The 18,258-nt window shown below is 50.8% G+C and carries 12 protein-coding genes; 9 read left to right on the plus strand and 3 right to left on the minus strand.

Annotation, left to right across the window (positions count from 1 at the left end):
- Window positions 1–202 precede the first annotated feature (202 nt).
- The 7 genes from DXB92_RS08285 (at window position 203) to DXB92_RS08310 (ending at window position 9,630) form a co-directional block, all read left to right on the plus strand.
- On the plus strand, window positions 203–385 hold the full coding sequence (locus DXB92_RS08285) for a DUF1540 domain-containing protein (protein ID WP_040648163.1): 183 nt from the start codon (window positions 203–205) through the stop codon (window positions 383–385).
- 195 nt (window positions 386–580) lie between these two features.
- The gene (locus tag DXB92_RS08290; RefSeq protein WP_040648162.1) at window positions 581–826 is read left to right on the plus strand and encodes an IreB family regulatory phosphoprotein; all 246 of its coding nucleotides are present in this window, start codon (window positions 581–583) and stop codon (window positions 824–826) included.
- Between the two features lie 707 nt (window positions 827–1,533).
- Window positions 1,534–4,227, plus strand: coding sequence for a dockerin type I domain-containing protein (locus DXB92_RS08295; protein ID WP_117733501.1), 2,694 nt, complete (start codon window positions 1,534–1,536; stop codon window positions 4,225–4,227).
- A 238-nt stretch (window positions 4,228–4,465) separates the two neighbouring features.
- Window positions 4,466–6,334, plus strand: a complete 1,869-nt coding sequence (locus tag DXB92_RS08300) for a glycerophosphodiester phosphodiesterase (RefSeq protein WP_117733502.1) — start codon at window positions 4,466–4,468, stop codon at window positions 6,332–6,334.
- An 81-nt stretch (window positions 6,335–6,415) separates the two neighbouring features.
- The gene (locus DXB92_RS08305; RefSeq protein WP_117733503.1) at window positions 6,416–6,973 is read left to right on the plus strand and encodes a 4'-phosphopantetheinyl transferase superfamily protein; all 558 of its coding nucleotides are present in this window, start codon (window positions 6,416–6,418) and stop codon (window positions 6,971–6,973) included.
- Window positions 6,960–7,286 carry a hypothetical protein gene (locus DXB92_RS13675; protein ID WP_187118439.1) on the plus strand — a complete coding sequence of 109 codons (327 nt, stop codon included), beginning with the start codon at window positions 6,960–6,962 and terminating at the stop codon, window positions 7,284–7,286. Before DXB92_RS08305 ends, DXB92_RS13675 begins: the two co-directional genes overlap by 14 nt.
- 58 nt (window positions 7,287–7,344) lie before the next feature.
- Complete coding sequence (locus DXB92_RS08310) at window positions 7,345–9,630, plus strand: CAP domain-containing protein (RefSeq protein WP_181976985.1); 2,286 nt, start codon at window positions 7,345–7,347, stop codon at window positions 9,628–9,630.
- A gap of 151 nt (window positions 9,631–9,781) precedes the next feature.
- Here DXB92_RS08310 and DXB92_RS13680 read toward each other — a convergent pair whose 3' ends face one another.
- On the minus strand, window positions 9,782–9,919 hold the full coding sequence (locus DXB92_RS13680) for a hypothetical protein (protein WP_181976986.1): 138 nt from the start codon (window positions 9,917–9,919) through the stop codon (window positions 9,782–9,784).
- A gap of 313 nt (window positions 9,920–10,232) precedes the next feature.
- On the opposite strand from DXB92_RS13680, the gene DXB92_RS08315 reads away from it, so the two are divergent.
- Window positions 10,233–11,390 carry a hypothetical protein gene (locus DXB92_RS08315; protein WP_117733505.1) on the plus strand — a complete coding sequence of 386 codons (1,158 nt, stop codon included), beginning with the start codon at window positions 10,233–10,235 and terminating at the stop codon, window positions 11,388–11,390.
- Between the two features lie 553 nt (window positions 11,391–11,943).
- A complete protein-coding gene (locus DXB92_RS08320) occupies window positions 11,944–13,521 on the plus strand; it encodes an SH3 domain-containing protein (RefSeq protein WP_181976987.1) in 1,578 nt (525 codons plus the stop codon).
- 453 nt (window positions 13,522–13,974) lie between these two features.
- On the opposite strand, the gene DXB92_RS08325 is transcribed toward DXB92_RS08320, so the two are convergent.
- A complete protein-coding gene (locus DXB92_RS08325; protein ID WP_117733507.1) occupies window positions 13,975–15,867 on the minus strand; it encodes a hypothetical protein in 1,893 nt (630 codons plus the stop codon).
- A 116-nt stretch (window positions 15,868–15,983) separates the two neighbouring features.
- Window positions 15,984–17,909 carry a hypothetical protein gene (locus tag DXB92_RS08330; RefSeq protein WP_117733508.1) on the minus strand — a complete coding sequence of 642 codons (1,926 nt, stop codon included), beginning with the start codon at window positions 17,907–17,909 and terminating at the stop codon, window positions 15,984–15,986.
- Window positions 17,910–18,258 lie beyond the last annotated feature (349 nt).

Raw genomic sequence — 18,258 nt, forward strand, 5'->3', positions numbered from 1 at the left:
AGAAATCCCTTGCCATACGGCAGTATGCCTGCGGAATTTCTAGGCAATCTGCCGAAAAATCTGATAACGCACCTTACGCACAAGCTTTGTACGGTGTTGCCCAAAATTTTCCTGCATAACTCCGCCCGCTTCGGGCATACTGAAAGTGTACCGTTCGCCGGAACCTGCGGCGGTAACTTCTTTCAGAACTGGAGCGATCATTATGGAGATCAAAAAGAAAAACAGCAACATTCACTGTTCCGTGACCCAGTGCAAGCACAACATGGTCAGCGAAAACTACTGCGGTCTGGACTGCATCTGTGTGGGCACTCACGAATCCAACCCCACTGTACCGGAATGCACCAACTGTGATTCCTTTGTCAAACGCTGCGGCACAGAGTGCTGAACACGCGTACCGGAGGATTTTTCCTCCGGCTACATAGGGAATCCTTTGGGAAATCGGCTGTTGATTCGTCATGTTGCACAAAAAACAAGGTGCATTCAAATGCAAAACGGCAAAAAAAGTGGGAATCCCTTGTACATTTACGAAAATTCGGGTATAATAAAAGAGTATCCAAGTTCCGAAGGAGGTAGAATTTTCATGTATGATAAAACAATGACGTTTTCCGTCAATGACGAAAAAGAGATCGAAATGAAGAAAACGCTGATGCTTGTATATGATGCACTCACGAAAAAGGGATATAATCCGGTGAATCAGATTGTAGGCTACATTCTCTCCGAGGATCCCACCTACATAACCACATACAACAATGCAAGAAGCCTGATCCGTCATATCGATCGGGACGAACTGTTACAGGCTCTGGTAAAGTCCTATCTGCACCAGTGAGCTGTCCTTTAAGGCAATACCGCACAAAGAGCGTCTGGCAACTTTGCACGCCATCTGCTTGCAAATTTCCCTTCAGAGCCTGTTTCGTATCTTCCCGCACGCATCTTGCGTGCATATTTTCCGAGATATTTCGGGAAAATACTCGAAAATCCACAAAGGATTTTCTCCGTTTTTCCCTTCATCTCTCAAAAAATCTGACGACGCAATCTGCATACGTCAGATACGAAACAGACTCTCACATTTCACAAAAATGCTCGTGAATACATCAAGTATTCACTCCGCTTTTTGTTTCATCTGACGAAAAATTTGACGACGCATCTGTCGCACAATCTTTGTGCGGTATTGCCCTAAACAATTCGAAAAAACTGCACCGCAGGTCTGCGTACAAGCAGAAAGCGGTGCGGTTTTTTTGTGCGTTGCACTGGAAAATGTCAATATTGTATCCCACAAATCCGCATAAGAAATACACGAATCAGCGAGGTTCTTTTATCCATTCCGTCAATTGACAGATCATGCAGGATATGGTAAACTAACAATAAAGGAGGGAATCCACCAAAAAGCACCAAATACACAAAAAACGAATTCGGCAGTTGTACATTCATACAAATAAGCCCGAAATCCGTTGACAAAAATGTATAATAGTGCTATAATATTCGATAGAAGGTTCTGTGCGTTTTCCGATTTGGCAATGAGAGGAAGGATACACGATGAAACGCATTTGGAAAAAAATGATGGCGATTTTAATGGCAGTATTTCTGGTATGCACAACATTGGTGCTTGCGGGCGGAGCCGAAGTTGTTTCTGCACTGGCAGAGGCAGGCGGGAATACACCGGAGGTAACGGACGGGGCAGATGCACAGCAGTTCGCCGACAATTCCGGCGATATTATTATAGGGAACATTTCGATCGAGCTGGATCAGCTGATCAAAAACCACTATATGGTCACTGTGCCGGTCACCATGCCCAATAACCCCGGCTTTACCGTTCTGCAATTTGGTGTAAAATGGGATGTGACACGCATGTCCGTGCAGGGTGCACGTTCTACCGGCAACATGAAGCTGCCGATTCTCACCATTGCCAATGACAAAAGGCAGATCTGGATGATGTTCATTGAGAACGACTGCAAGGAAACCAATATCAGTTCCCTGACAGCAGAGATCAATCCGGATGTCAAGGTGGGGGATACATTTGTGCTGGAAGGGGCTTATGCGGACTATGCCGACAACAAGGCTCTGTACAAAGACAAGACGATGAAATCACATGACCTGAATATTGTTTCCGGTACGATCACCATTGTGGACAGCGTTGTGCCGGAAGTAAAACTGCAGATCGGAGAAGTCAGACCTTCTATGCGGGATCTGGATGAGAACGACTATATGGTAGAAGTGCCGGTGACCGCAGAAGCGAACAATGGCTTTAGCGACATGGTGTTTGGCTTCCGCTGGGATGCCAGCAAGGTGACAGCAGAACCGCCGTCCGGCAATATACCGGAAGGGCTTTCTCTGATCCCCACCATTGACAACCAAAACGGTGTCGGGTGGATCCATGTCATTGCCGACAGCACCTATACCGGCAGCGACATCTGTACGCTGCGGTTCACAGTACCGGACAATACGAAGCCGGGGTCGATCTATGACATTACCGGCTGTAGCAGTGATGGAGATACAGAGGCATCGGTTGCCAACCACTCCGGCACTGCGGGTACGCTGACCATCAACAACGGCAGAATTTTTGCCACTTCCACCCAGGCGGCGAATTCTTTTGCATTCGGTAAGGTGACGATTCCGGACATTTCCATTTCCATGGAAGATCTGGATCAGAGCGATCATCTGATCTCCGTGCCAATTACGATCACGTCAAACAGCTGCTTTACCATGCTGGCGTTCGGTGTCAGCTGGGACACCAACGATTTGAGCATTGTCAGCTGCACCTGTGATGATACCAAGAATCTGGGCATGATCGAATCCTATTCCGATGACAACAACGGCATCTGGATGCAGTTTCTCTATCGCGGCCCCTATGATGCTTTTACAGGAACGGCACTGTGTACGCTGACGTTCCGTGTGCGGTCGGATATATCGCTGGGCGACAAGATCATGCTGAATCCGCAGGAACTGAGCCCCGACGGCGACAGCATGATCATCGTCAGCACCAAGGGCACCTTTGGTGACCTGAACATGCAAAAGGGCACCATCAGTTTGGTGTCGGCAAACGAGCTGACTGCGGCGGCAACCGTAAAGATCAGCGATGTGGAAATTGATACCTATCATTTGTGGCTCAAGAGCTATGTGGTAGATGTGCCCATTGTCCTGAAACGGAATACCGGTGTGTCCTATCTGTCTATGGGCGTTTTCTATGACGAAACCATTGCACAGGCGAAGGAACTGCAAAGTGTGAACATCGATCAGATCGGTGTAATGGACGACTTTAGCCAGCGGTCCGGTGAAGTGGTAAGCTCCGGCTGGCTGGAATTCCACAGCGTAGACCCCGGCAGCGGGTATGTCTACAGCGGCACCACGCTGGGCGTGCTGAAGATCAAGCTGGACGAAAGCGTCAAGGCAGGCGATGTGATCGACCTGTCTGCGGCATCGCTCTCGCCTACCGGTGCAGTAGCCACGGTAGAGATCGCCGACGGTTCCCGTTCTTCTCCGGCACTGGTTTCCGGCTCGATCCGCATCACGGAAGCCGCAACCACAACACCGGTGGAAACGACCACTTCGGCGGAACAGACCACCGAAACGGAAACCACTGTGACAACGACCGCCGCGACGGAAGAAACGACGATTTCGGAAACAGAAATCACCACTGTTACGGAAACGACTTCTGCCGAAACTACAACAGAAACGACTACGGAAACCACAGAATCTACCACGGAAACGGTGACAGAAACCACTGTGACTTCTACAGAAACTACAGCAGCGACTACCACAGGATATACCGCTGCAATCAAGACTGACCACCTGAACCGGACAACACTGCGGGTACGTGCCGGACAAACCAGCCGCCTGCAATTTTATCCGGCAGAGGGCAACGGGGACGACTGTGTCTGGATGAGTTCGGATACAGATATTGTCAAGCTTGCTCCTGGAAACACCTCCGCGGAAATCATGCTCACCTGCAACCGTGTGGGAACGGCAGAGGTGTCTGTGCTGTATGACGGGCAAGTGCATACCTGTAGCGTTCGTGTGGTATCCGGCGACAGCGAAGCTGCCGGCGATGTCAACGTCGACAATCAGACAGATCTGTCTGATCTGGTAATGCTGAATCACATGCTGCTGGGGCAGATCCCCACAGGAAATGCCGCATCTCAAAGTGCTGACATCAACGGTGACGGGTATCTGGACAACTGTGACGTTTTGCTGCTGATGCAGATGCTCCTGAATCAGGGATTGCTACAGTAGGCTTTTTGAAATTTAGAACAAGAAAAGCGGTACAGAATTTCTGTGCCGCTTTTTTGGTTCTGTAAAGGGAACTCTGCATAAAACAATCAGGCGGCTTCGTGGGGTGTTGCTGTAGATCTGCCTCTTTATTATGCAATTTATGAGTGGAAAAAATGGGGCTGGGCGTGTTCATTTTTGCGGTTGCATTGACTTCTGGTAAAAAATATGCTAAACTGAACAGGAGAACATTTGCGGCGGCATGGTATCAAGTCCGGCGGTGCTGTTCGGAAAAGGAGGGACTTCTGTGGTACAATTCTGGGTTGGCATGCGGCGGCTGACAGCACACTGGAAACCGCTGATATTGTTTGAAATTCTCTGGAAACTGGTGACGCTGCTGGTGATTGCACCGGCATGTGCCGGCCTGATCCAGCTGGCGATCCATCTGGCGAAGCTGAAATATCTCACCACCTCCAACCTGTTGCAGTTCCTCCGTTCCCCGTGGACGATTCTGCTGTTGGCAGTGCTGTTGCTGCTGGCGGCGTTGTATACCCTGTTTGAAATTGCGGCAGTCTGTACCTGTTTCCGGCAGTCCCGCTTTCAGAAAGTCCGCACCACGCTGGGACGAATGGTGCGTTCCGGTTTGCAGTCGGTGCTGCACTTCTTTCGGGGCGGCGGACCGTTTCTGGTGCTACATCTGCTGGTGCTGATTCCGCTGATGCAGTTTTCGGCGACTTCCGGTATTTTTACCGCAATGGGCATTCCGGATTTTCTCGCCTACTATATGACGAAAAAGGAATTCCTGCTGCCGATTTATGTGGCAGCGATCATTCTGTGCTGTCTGCTTTCCGTTCGCTGGGTGTTTTCCAGCGTGCTGTTCACCCAGAACCAGTGCAGCTACCGCAGTGCCAGAGCCACCAGCGTACAGCTGGTGCGGGGGCGTTTCTGGCAGACGTTCTTCTCCGTGCTGGTGTGGAACTGCTGCTATTTCGCCGCTTTGCTGGTGTTCCTGTGTTTGATTACAGTGGTCGTGCTGATGGTGATTCGTGCTACCGGCAGCAATGATCTTATCATGTCGCAGGCAATGCGGATTCTGAAACTGCTGATTCAGATCGTGCTGTGGAGTTTCTCGTTTTTTGCCACGCCGATCTGCATGGCACACCTGACGGCTCTGCTGGAGAAACGCTGTGTGCAGATGCCGGAGGTGGTGCTTCCGGAACCGGTTCCGTTGAGCCGGAGTGCCAAGCCGTTTCGCCGGAGCACGGCAGTTCTGACGGCATGCTGCTTTACGGTGGCGGCTCTGGGACTGAACCTTTCGTATGTGTACAGCGTTTTCACCGGCAAGGCGAATTTCCGTCTGGCACTGTTCCAGAATCCCACCGTTATGGCACATCGGGGACTTTCTGCCGATGCACCGGAGAACACCCTCTACGCCTTTTCCGATGCCATTTCGGTGGGGGTGGATTTCATTGAACTGGACGTGCAGCAGACCAGGGACGGCGTGCTGGTGGTGATGCACGATTCCAATCTGAAACGCACCACCGGTGTGAACAAGGACATCTGGGACGTGGACTATGCGGACATTCAGAATCTGGACGCAGGCAGCTGGTTCGATCCGGCGTATGCCAACGCCAGAATCCCCACGCTGGAAGAAACGCTGCAATTCGTGGACAAGCGGGCGAAGCTGAACATCGAGATCAAGCCCACCAAGCACGGTTCCGATACGCTGGAGCAGGACGTGGCGGAGTTGATCACCCGGTATCAGTACACCGATGCCTGCTATGTGACATCGTTTTCCTACGGCTCGCTGAAAAAGGTCAAGGAAGCCAATCCGGAGATTCGTACCGGCTATCTCATGAGCGTGGCATACGGACAGTTCTACTCCCTGAAGTATGCGGACGCGTTCAGTCTGAACAAGGTGTTCGTCACCAGTCAGGTAGTCAACGCCGCCCATCAGCAGGGCAAGCAGATATTCGCATGGACGGTGAACAGTATGTCCGAGGTGCGGAGCCTGTGCAATCTCCACGTGGACAGCATCATCACGGACGATCCGGTCATGGTGCAGAATGTGATCTCGCGGGACAGCACCGGCGAAACGCTGCGGTCTGTGCTGGACTATTTTATCAATTGAGGGGTACTTTTCAGTCGGGCTGGCAGCCCACGCATCTATTTGTCAACGTTTTACACCCCACCTCACGAAAGGAGAATCCCCATGCACCTATTCGCCGCCCCCGTTCCCGCCGGCAAAAAGGCTCTGGAACACGAAACCGCTTACCGGCTGCTGGCGTATGCGGTGCAGGAGGTTTACGGGCTGCCCCTGCCGGAAATTGCCTGCGACTCCCGCGGCAAGCCCTTTTTTCCACAGCGGCAGGAGATCTGTTTCAACCTTAGCCACTGCCGCGGGCTGGCAGTCTGTGGCATCTCGGCGTTTCCGCTGGGGGTAGACTGCGAAAGCATTCGCTCTCTGCGGGAGGGGGTGCTGCGGCGTTCCTTTGCACCGGAGGAGGTGCTCGCTGTCATGGAAAGCCCCCCGCCGGACGAAACTTTTTTCCGGTTCTGGACGCTGAAAGAAGCGTTTGTCAAGGCTCTGGGCGTGGGCATCTCCTACCCGCTGCACACGGCGGTGTTTGCGTTGGACGGGGAAGATGTCACTCGCCACCCCCAGGGCTGGCAGTTCCGGCAGTTCCGGCTGGACAGCGGGCATGTGGTGTCCTGCTGCGGAGCATCGGAGGACACGCTGCCGGAAGAACTCCACGTTGTGTCATTCTAAGGAAACACTGAATAAAGCCCGCCTGACGGCTTTGTACGCAATCTGCTTGCAGATTTTCCGTCATATTGCCCAGAAATCCCTTGCCATACGGCAGTATGCCTGCGGAATTTCTATGCAATCTGCCGAAAAATCTGACTACGCATCTTACGCACAAGCTTTATTCAGTGTTTCCCTAACCGAAAATGGAAAATTATTTTCCAGCATTTATACATTTTGCAAGAAAGTCGCCTTTGGCGGCTTTTTTCTTTGTGGATTCCTCCAAAAATCGGGATTTTCTGCAAAGGTCGTGAAAAATTCACATTTCATTATTTGACTTGTGGTATAATAGACATAGAAGGATATGCCATATGTTCGAAAGGAGTTTGGTGAAGATGAAAACACGATCGCATACCGCAAACACCAGCAGGAGCCTGCCGTCACGAGTTATGGTGGTGCTGCTCTCCGCGGTGCTGTTTTGTACAGGGCTGTCGCTGGGCAGCTTTGCTTCGGCGGAAGAACTGCCGGTATTGGAAACGGACGTATCGCAGGGGAGTTCCGGCAACCTGCTGATCGGCATTCAGGGCACGTATATTGACCAGATCAGCGAGGCACTGGACTTAATCAACAGCTACCGGCTGGAAGCCTGCCAGAACGGTTATCCCAACCCTGACGGCAGCGGCAGCCTGACTATGAGCGACTATGAGCCGATCCAGTGGTCGGACGGACTGGAGTATATCGCACGGATCCGTGCCGCAGAGGCTTCCCAGACAGAAGATCATGTGCGTACCAACGGAGAAAGCTGCTTTGCCATTCAGGCACCGGCGGGGACGTCTTCTCACGGAGAGTGTCTTGCATGGAACCGTGAGAAGAATATGCTGCATGGTATCGAGCAGTGGTACGGCGAGAAGGAGTCCTATCTGATCGACAGCAGCAGTGCCGCCGGTCACTATAGAAGCATGATCTCTCCTGGCAGCCGCTATATCGGTATCGGTGCGTTCTACACCTCTACGGCAACCTATGCCAATACCACCTGTGCGGAATTCAGTTCCGGCAAGGGCTCGGACAGCCTCAGCTTCACCTATGGGGAGTGTATCCAGAAGCTGGAGGTTCCCGCAAGTGATGTGACTGTAATGGACGATTCTGTGCAGAGTGTCATGTCCTACGGCGATACCCAGACCTTGCAGCTGAAGATCCGGTACAGCAACCGGAAAGGCTTTACGCTACAGGAACCGGTATCGTGGAGCAGTTCGGACACCGATGTGGTATCCGTCAGCGGTAACACTGCCACTGCTGTGGGCTACGGCACGGCAACGCTGACAGCTGTAGTCAACGGTCTTTCTTACACATTTTCTGTTACCGTGGACGACAATGTCACCGTGACCACCACCGAACCCAACGAGTTGGAGGACACCATGTGTCTGAAATTCGCGGATCTGGAAATGTCGCTGGAGGAATTGCAGGCGAACAACTATCGGGTGGAAATGCCCCTTTATGTCAGCCAGAGTTTTAGCGATATGAACTTCAACGTCGTTGATAATCCCAGTCTGACGAATGTGAAGTGCGATTTCGGGGACAAGATCATCACGTCTTCTGCCAGCAGCGGCTATTCGACTTCGTATCTGCTGCGTGTGTATCTGTCGCATACCGAGCAGGAAGCCGGTTGGATCGGCACGATCACCTACCAGCTGCCGGAGAATACCAAGGCGGGGGATACGTTCTCGGTGGATTTCCGCATACTCAAAAGCAGCTACTGGATCAGCACTTCCGGAGAATCCAGCAAGATGCAGGGGGAGAGTGGCTCGATCACCATTACCGGTGCGGAGGAAACTACCACGACCACAGAAGAAACTACCACCACAGAAACAACGATGACCACCACGACCACTTCGACTACAACAACTTCTGCAACAACCACAACGACGACAACGATGACTACTACCACCACAGAGGAAACCACTGCGACTACTGCGGAAACGACTACAACTACCGCGACCAGCACTACAGCGGAGCCGCTGCAAAAGAATCTGACGGTTTCGCTGGGAAGAGTGGAAGTGGGCGCAGATGAATACGAGCAGGATCACATTGTGAGCGTTCCGATCTATATTGATCGGGAGTGTTCCGCTTTGAACTTCGGCATCAGCTGGGACAGCCGTCTGACGTATCTGGACAGCAGTGCTGACTATGGTGCGTACTCCAGTGCGGAGGCGGACGGTTTTGTCTGGCTGGTAAATGCATCGATCAGCAATATTCCGGCAGGAAAGATCGGAACGCTTCGGTTCCGGCTGCCGGACGATGCAGAGGCAGGAGATGTCTATGTGGTCAACTTGTCTGCACGTGCCGCCAGTGGTGCCGATGCCATGTGGCTGGATAATGTGAACGGACAAAAAGGCACACCGTTGGTGCAGGGCAGTACGATCACAATTACAATTGCTCCGGCACCTACGACCACCGCACCGGATACCGGCAGCGTGCTCTATGGTGATGTCAATCTGGACGGCAAGGTGGATATATCCGATGCCGTGCTGACCAACAAGGCGGTTTCTGGTGTGGTAATGCTGAACAAGCAGCAGTATCAGAATGCCGACTGTGATGCCAGCGGCGAGGTCAATGCCGATGATGCCACCCTGCTGATGAAATTTCTGGTGCATATTGTGACTGTTTTGCCTGATGCGGCATAAAAATTGCCGCGTATTCCGGCAAAAAAACCCTTGACAAATGCGGCATTCTGGCGTATAATAAAAATAAAGAGAGAGCATACCAGTAGACGGTCTGCTCCCACTGCATAGAGGTTAAAGAATAACCGCCACAGTTTTGGGAGAAGTGGGGCGGTTATTTCTTTTTCTTGCCGTGGTGATTCTGATTACTATTTTTATGATTATAGTAAATGTATACGATCAAATTGGCTAAGGACAGCAGAACACTGCAAATCTTCAGCAAATCACCAAAGGTGACATATTGATCCATCATACTGATCACCTCCCATCTGTTCAAATGAGCAGTGGGAGCAGAAACAAACCGCCTACCGTTATTGGTATGCCCTCAAGTTATTAGTATATCATATCTTGCAAAAAATGTCAAATGCAAGCCGCCGCATCATTGCCGGAGTTCTCTGGTGATGGTGCGGTTTTTTGTTGCCAGTCAGTGCCGCCTTGACAAAATGCAACATTCTGTTCTTTGGAACTTGACTTTTTCGAGAAAATATGGTATTCTATTTTTGTCGCATTTGTGATAAAAAGAAAGAATCTGATGAACAGATGACGCGGGAAAGGAATGCATTTCTATGATACAGAGAAAAACCTGCCTTGGGGGAATTGCAGCAGCGGCGGCATTACTGCTGGCTGTGACCGGCTGCGGAAAGTCGTATCCTGCTAAAAACGCTGCCCAAAAGGCGGAAACCAGTGCCGCATCAGAAAGCACAGAAGCTGCTGATGCGGAGAGCCGTCCGGCGGTGGAGCAGGCGGATTTCCAGCTGAAACCGTATGCCATGGACGGAATCGGGTGTGCGGTAGAAGTGCCGGACACCTTTACAACCGGCTCCGGCAACTCTGCTGTTTCCGGCAGACTGTCCTTTGACGGCACGGAAAGCGATGATGCCATTGTTGTCGCAGCGTATGATGCCCAGCCGGAAGAAGAATTCAACCAATTTCAGGAAGACGACCTGTTCGAACTGATTAACTTTTCGACCACGCTGCCGCAGCTGCAATATTTTCGGGAAACGGAAATTGCCCATGCGGAAAATATGCCCTGTAAGGCGTTTGTGGGCGAAACACTGGGGACAATTGCCGGAGAGGATACCTATGTGACGATTCTGGCGGTCAACTGTCCTGCACAGGACAAAATGTACGTCTTTTCCATGCGGGACAAGACCGGCGAGTTCCAGAACTACCGCGATCAGCTGGCAGACCACATCTATCTGAATGAAACCGGCTATGTGGTAGAGAACGACCAGTTGGCTGATGCACCGGAACCGGAGCCGCTGTCCTATTCCAACGACACCATTGGATACCAGATCGATTTGCCTGAGAAGTGGGAACGGGTCACTGACACCAGCCATTTTTACGGGCTGGAATCGCTGGCTTCCCAGTATGACGGCTATGACCTGTTCATGAACCGCGATCGGGACTATGCCATTGTGGCAGCCAAGTCCATGACGGTTTCCGATACGGAATTCTATGCGGCAATGGAACAGTACAAATCCATGTGGACAGGTGCCGGCGGCAATGAACTGGTCACCTCCAAGGAGTGCACCGTGTGGGGCTATGCGGCATATCAGCTGGTCATCAATCACACAGCCGGTGCAGATCCCACCACCAGTGTGACGTGGCTCATCAACAAAACCGGCGATCAGTCCAAGTGGCTGCTGGTTCGTTACTGTTACCGTGAGGACAGTGCGGCAGAATTTGCAGACACGCTGATCAACAGCATTCATCTGCAATAAGACCATTTTTTACAAAAAATAGTTTTCCCAGTCCGGCAGCCGCCGGACTTTTTTTGTTTTGTCAGGCGAAAATATGACAGGATCTCTGAAAAAGTTACAATTTGGATAGAAGAATCTTGCTCGGTTTCCTCTGAAATTCGTAGAAAAGCAACACTTTTCCACACAAAAAATTGTGCAGATATGCAAAAGTTCAGGGAGAACCTGCCGGAAAGTCTTGCAAAACGGTTACAAACATGGTATAATAGCATTTGTACGGTGACCACCGCCGTGAGGGGACAACCTCTTCTCACGGAAATGATGTCTGCCGTTCGTCCTTGCCTGTGACAGACAGGCGGGCGAGGCAATGCAGGCGGCACACAAGTTCTGGGGCGGATCGTCTGGCTGTGACAGATCCTTTGATCCGACAGGACAATGCCGGCAGAGCACGGCGTATCCCTTCCGCTTTCAGGACCGGACAGGCGTGTGCAGCACGACGCATTGCAGCGGCAGGTTCCTCCGTACATCTGCGATGCAGCGACTGCTGACAACGCAAAATTCTCAAAGGAGCGTTTTTATGCGTAAGAAAATCATGGCAGTCGTTTTATCCTGTCTTACTATTTTCGCTTTGGTCGCTTCGTCCTTTGCGGTGACGTTTTCCGCGTCTGCCGTTTCCGTGGACGAAATGACAAAAGCCGCTGTACAGATCATCTCTCGGAGCGAGGGTACCTATGGTACGATCAATCCCAATGATAACGGTGCAGTCAGCATCGGTATGTTACAGTGGCATGCAGACCGTGCCCTCCAGCTGATGCGTTCGATCGCAAACGCAGACACTGGCTCGGCACAATCCATTCTGGGAAGCTCGTTCTATAACGATGTGATGAATGCTTCCAACTGGAACTCCCGTACATTTTCCAGTGCAGAGAGCACGGCAGCTTCCAACCTGCTGACTACCGCTGCCGGAAAGTCCAAGCAGGACGCACTGGCGTACAGTGACGTACAGGGCTATATCAGTGCCGGACAGAATCTGGGCATCTCCAACGCCGGCGTGCTGGTGTATTATGCCGAACTGTACAACCGCGGCATGGGCGTTGCAAAACGGATTCTGAACGCGGCGGCAGGCGGCGGCTCTTACAGCAGCGTGACACTGTCAAAGCTGCACACCACTGCACTGGCGAACAGTTCCAGCTATTACACCGACCGTCTGAACAATGCCTATAACACCATTGTTTCGCTGGGCTGGGGCGATGCCTCGGTTTCCGGCGGCGGGGACAACGGCAGCGGCGGCGGCTCCGTGGACACTTCCGATTTCTCGGAAAGCTATGCCGGTACATATACAGTGACGGCTTCGTCCCTGAACGTCCGCAGCACACCGTCTACCTCTGGTGCAAAGGTGGGCGTGCTCCCCAACGGGGCACAGGTAACTGTCACTTCTGCCAACGGCAGCTGGGCGGCGGTGTCCTATAACGGCATCAGCGGCTACTGCTCTATGGATTACCTGAAGCAGAATGCCGCACAGACGACCGCACCGGCAGAAACCACGGCTCCGGCACAGACCACCACCACGGCGACAACTGCAGCCACTTCGGATTTCAGCGAAAGCTATGCCGGCACCTACAGTGTGAACGCATCTTCTCTGAACATTCGCAGTGCCCCCACAACGTCCGCTTCCAAGGTGGGCAGCATTCCCAACGGGGCACAGGTGACTGTCACCTCCGGCAACGGCAAGTGGGCAGCGGTGTCCTATAACGGCATCAGCGGCTACTGCTCTATGGACTATCTGAAGCAGGCAGCTGCCCAGACCACGACCACAGAGGAAACTACCGCACCGGCAGAAACCACTACAACAACCGCTGAAACCACAACCACCGCTGCATCACAGCAGAACACAGAACCGGCAGAAACCACGCCGATCGATATGAACCGTGTCGACGAAGCATATGTTTCGCTGTACGGTGATGTCAACTGTGACGGAACGATCGACATTCTGGATGCTGTGCTGCTGCAAAAGTACCTGAACGGCAGTGTGCAGCTGAACTATACACAGCTTGCCAACTCCGACTGCCAGAAGGACAGCCAGCTGGACATCACAGACGTGACCGTCCTGATGCAGTACTTGCTGAGAAGCTTCACTTCTTTACCGGTCGCATAATGTGACCAGCGAAAAAACTGGATAAAACGACAGCCCGCCGCATTCCGGCATATGGAATGCGGCGGGCTTTTTGTTTGTGGTGAATTGTTGTTAATTTGAGTACCACCTAAACTTGAACAAAAGATTTTACTTCCAATCCCTCCACCAGCTTCGCTGGTTCCCCTCGTACTGAGCGATCCCCTCTGCCCTGCGGGCATCTCCCCACCCCGTGGGGAGTCACCCTTTTCAAGAGAGGCTTAATTCAAGGTAGTACTCAAGAACTTAGGGAAACACTGAATAAAGCTTGTGCGTAAGATGCGTAGTCAGATTTTTCGGCAGATTGCATAGAAATTCCGCAGGCATACTGCCGTATGGCAAGGGATTTCTATGCAATATGACGGAAAATCTGCAAGCAGATTGCGTGCAAAGCCGTCAGGCGGGCTTTATGCAGTGTTTCCTTAGTGTAAGTACCAGTTACTTCTTCAGTCCTGCCCCACGCAGAGCACACTCATAGGTGATATCGAACAGGTCGTTGGTGTCTACCTTGCCGTTGCCGTCAATGTCGCCGGCTGTGGTGGGGAAGTAGGTGCTGCCGGCACCGTATGCACCAGATTCGGCAATCTGCTGCATGGTCCAGTAGATGTCGTTGATCTCATAGGGAACACCGTTGCAGTCTGCATCGCCGGCAATGGGGGACTCGTCGTACACACCGTCATTGTTGAAGTCGAATGACAGTTCACTGCACTTCTTTTCCATGTTGTAGTTGACCATGGCGTTGCTCTCCATGACAAACCGCAGGTAGTAAGCTGTGACATACTGTACAAAGTCGTGTTCGCTGCCCTCGAATGCGTTGATCGCATCATCGTTATATTTCGGATTAATGGTAACAACCGTTTCCATGTTGGTGGTGAGTGCGAAACCAGTGTCCTTCTTGGTAATGGTGATCGTCTGATTCGGTGCTACGTCAAAGGTAACCTTGGCGGCGTTCAGCGGAGAGAAGTTGTAGTTGCCCTCGTCATAAGCCATGCTGAACTCAAGCGGCAGGCTTGCGGTGTCGGTATTGGTGTAGGAAATGCTGTCGCCGGTGATGTCCACCTTGCACTTGGTTCCCACGTCATACGTTCTGTTGTCGTAGGGGCTGCTCATGGAGCCGCCCTGCGGATACTGCGATACTTCTACGCGGTAGCCCTTGCCCTTGAGGTAGAAGTCAAAGCCGTTGGAACGCTTGGTCTTTTCCAGATGGAATGCAGAGCCGGTGCCGTAGTAGTTGGAATCCGAGGACCGCAGCTTGCATTCGCTCAAAAAGTCGTGGGTGCTGCCGTCTGCATCGGTGGCAGTGACCGATACGTCCTCCGGTGTGATGCCGCGGTAAGAATGCAGATTTACGATATTGGAAGCATCGGTGTTGATCTCTGTGGTGCCGTTCAGCGGTGCACGATAGGTCAATACGGAATCGTCATCGGAAGCATACAGTACAGATTCACCCTTTTCTGAAGTGAACCCGTATGCCGGAATGCAGAACTGCTTGGTCTTGGAGTTGACATAGATGCAGGCGTTGTCGTTGAACAGCGATTCCTTGGTGGTCTTGTTGTAGAAGTTGCTGTCGTAGGCAACAATGCAGGTGTCGTAGTTCACGCCGTCAAATGTCCAGCTGCCGGAAACCTTGTCCATGCCTACGATCATGTGCGTACCGCCGGCCCGAATGGCAACCATGAAGTAAGTGCCCTTTTCCTTGCAGCGTTCTGCACAGTTCAGCAGGTTGTCTACGCGTTCGTCCTGTGTCAGCAGTGTCGGAGCATACATGACCACGTTGGAAACTGCCTGATATTCCAGCAGCATGTCATAGTAGGTGATCAGCTGTTCTACGTCGTTGGTCAGCGTGATGTCATGCAGGGTTTCTGCACCTGCCTGAATGTCGCTGGGGGACAGTTCGCCGTTGTGTACCAGAATGGACAGGGCTGCCATGCCGAAGCACTGGCTGCCTTGGCAGACGTTCCGGTATACACTGCTCTTGTTGAGATAGGCGAGCCGTTCAATATTGGTCATGCTGTTCCAGATCGGTTCGAATACCTTCTGGTTGAAGTCGTCCTCCGACAGGTTGCAGGAGTGGTTCGTGAACGAGAATGTGTCCTTGTACATGCCGTTTGCAGTGGCAGCCTGTTCCAGTTCGCTGGGTTCTGCCGACGGCTCTATTTCCCCCAGAGATGACTGATAGAACGCATCTTTCTGTTCGTTGGTGATGTCGGTCAGGTTTTCCTGTGTCATGCTGCCCAGAACGCTTTCTGCACCAGCCTGTACCGGCTGATAGCTCAGAACGCAGGCTGCTGCGGTAGACAGTGCCAGTAATGCTGCAAATTGTTTTTTCATAAAAATTCCTCCCTCTTGAATTGAAAAAAGTTGTGTAGGATTTATCCTACTGGAAATCTGAAATGAAAGTGAAAGGTTTCAGTCGAATCCCTCCACCAGTTTCGCTGGGTGAATGGTTACTTCAACCCTGCTCCACGCAGAGCACACTCGTACACAATGTCGAACAAGTCATTTGTATCAATTTTACCGTTGTTGTCTGTGTCAGCTTCAATATTGGGGACATTGCCTTGGTAATATCTTCTTGAACCGTGACCTATAACTGCCTTCTTAGCAATATGCAGTGCAGTCCAGTAAATGTCATTTGGCTCATACGGCTTTCCATTTCCGTCTGCATCGCCGAGCATAGGAGCATCGTCAAACACACCGTCGCCGTCAAAGTCGTATACCAGTTCACTGCATTCCTTTTCAGTATTGAATTGCAGCAGAACATCTTTCGATCGAACAAAGTTGATAAAATAACTTCCAAACCAGTCGAGGTATTCTTCATAGCTGCCATCGAATGCATCCTGCTCTTTTTGTGCAGCAGTTGGAATTGCCTGTACAAGTACTTCTCCATCGCCGGTAATTGCAAATCCGGTATCCTGTTTTGAAACCGTTATCGTTTGATTCGGTGGGACATCGATAACAATGGTACTGCTGGCTACTGGTGCGAATTTGTAACCGCCTTCATCGTATGTGAAAATATATGATACTGTGATTTTTTGAGTATCTGTATTGGTATAAGCTACACTGTCTTTAGAAAAATCCATTTTGCACTTTGTGCCAACATCATATAGTTTAGGATCATTTGGATTTTGATATCCTGACTGTTCTATTCTGAGGCGATATCCTTCACCCTTAATGCTAAAGGCAAATTCCGGTGCACGTTCATTTTTTTCCAGATGGAAAGAAGAGCCTTTTCCAAAGAAAATATAATCTCCGTAATTGACCTTGCTTAGTTTCCAAAAGTCGTACGTCTGTCCGTCCTTTGTGGTAGAACTTAACTGCATCTGATCTTTTCCACCATTATGAAATTTCAATTTCACAGTTTCTGAAACATCAGTATTGGTTTTTGTAGTACCACGGATCGGTGCCTTATAGGTCAGCAGGGAGTCATCATCTGTCGCATACAGTAAGACATCACCATTTTCCGTAGAGGCTTCATATGCCGGGATGCAGAACTGTTTAGTTTCTGAATTGATATAGATGCAGGCATCATCCTTAAAAGCCGATGTTTCTGTACCTGGTTTTACACAGTTGCTGTCGTAGGTGATAATGCAGGTATCATAACTGATACCATCAAATGTCCAGTTGCCGGACAGTTCATCCATACCAACCACAGCGTGCGTGCCGCCTTTTTTGGTGGCAATACCCGCCATAAAGTAAGTGCCTTTTTCCTTGCAGCGTGCTGCACAATCCAGAAACATATCCGTATGCTCTTCTTTGGTCAGCATTGCAGGTGCTGTAATAACTGCAAGTTCCACCTCTGTATATAGCTGCAGAGAGTTGTAATAAGCAATCAACGCATCCACATCATCGGTCAGTGTCACGTCGTATAACGTTTCTGCACCCTCTTGCAAATCTCCCGGTGTCAGTTCGCCATTGTGGACCAACACCGAAATGGCAGTCATACCAAAGCAAAGTCCACCCTTATAAGCTACACGAGAAATATCTGCTTCATAGCCTAAATCTATTTCCGAATCCGTCATATTAGCTCTTACCGGCTCATATACTCTTTTTGCAAAATCTTCTTGTGATAAGGTACATAAGTGATTTGCAAATGAAAAAGTATCTTTGTACATTCCCTTCTCGATCGCAGCCTTTTCTAATTCACTTTGTGTCGATGATGCATCCGCTTCGTAAAGCGGAACTTCTCCCTCTGTCACCGAATCATAAAGTGCATCTCCCAGCTCGTCCGTGTTGTCTTCCAGTGCCTCCTGTACCAGCTTATCCGTATTGTCCAGAACAGAGTATTCTTCTGCTCCGACTGCTGTCGGCTGATAGGTCAGTATGCACGCTGCGGCAGTGGACAGGGCTAAGAGTGTTGCGATTTGTTTTTTCATAAAAATTCCTCCCTTTTAAATTAGAAAATCTGTAGATCATCGAGAGATTCCTCTGCACTGGTGGTTATCGGTGTGCAGGTCAGCATACACGCTGCTGCGGTGGAGAGTGCCAGTAGTGTTGTGAATTGTTTTTTCATAAAAATCCTTTCCCTTTGTCCGAGAGTTCGGAAAATGCAGCAGTGTGGACTTTCCCTGCAAAGACCGGCAGCGGTGCTCCGGATATTTTTCCCTCTATAATAGACACAATTGAGGAGGGTCAAATGTTGCACTTTTAATTGAAAATATTTTGTGAATATTGTAACCGCCAACCAGACCCAAACGTTGATTCGGCACTAAAAAAGCGATAAAA

This window comes from Ruminococcus sp. OM06-36AC (genome assembly GCF_003438725.1).
Taxonomy (GTDB): Bacteria; Bacillota; Clostridia; order Oscillospirales; family Ruminococcaceae; genus Ruminococcus_C; species Ruminococcus_C callidus.

Coding starts and splice junctions, on each gene's coding strand:
- DXB92_RS08285 (WP_040648163.1), top strand. CDS start 203: ATGGAGATCAAAAAGAAAAACAGCAACATTCACTGTTCCGTGACCCAG.
- DXB92_RS08290 (WP_040648162.1), top strand. CDS start 581: ATGTATGATAAAACAATGACGTTTTCCGTCAATGACGAAAAAGAGATC.
- DXB92_RS08295 (WP_117733501.1), top strand. CDS start 1,534: ATGAAACGCATTTGGAAAAAAATGATGGCGATTTTAATGGCAGTATTT.
- DXB92_RS08300 (WP_117733502.1), top strand. CDS start 4,466: ATGGTATCAAGTCCGGCGGTGCTGTTCGGAAAAGGAGGGACTTCTGTG.
- DXB92_RS08305 (WP_117733503.1), top strand. CDS start 6,416: ATGCACCTATTCGCCGCCCCCGTTCCCGCCGGCAAAAAGGCTCTGGAA.
- DXB92_RS08310 (WP_181976985.1), top strand. CDS start 7,345: ATGAAAACACGATCGCATACCGCAAACACCAGCAGGAGCCTGCCGTCA.
- DXB92_RS13680 (WP_181976986.1), bottom strand. CDS start 9,919: ATGATGGATCAATATGTCACCTTTGGTGATTTGCTGAAGATTTGCAGT.
- DXB92_RS08315 (WP_117733505.1), top strand. CDS start 10,233: ATGATACAGAGAAAAACCTGCCTTGGGGGAATTGCAGCAGCGGCGGCA.
- DXB92_RS08320 (WP_181976987.1), top strand. CDS start 11,944: ATGCGTAAGAAAATCATGGCAGTCGTTTTATCCTGTCTTACTATTTTC.
- DXB92_RS08325 (WP_117733507.1), bottom strand. CDS start 15,867: ATGAAAAAACAATTTGCAGCATTACTGGCACTGTCTACCGCAGCAGCC.
- DXB92_RS08330 (WP_117733508.1), bottom strand. CDS start 17,909: ATGAAAAAACAAATCGCAACACTCTTAGCCCTGTCCACTGCCGCAGCG.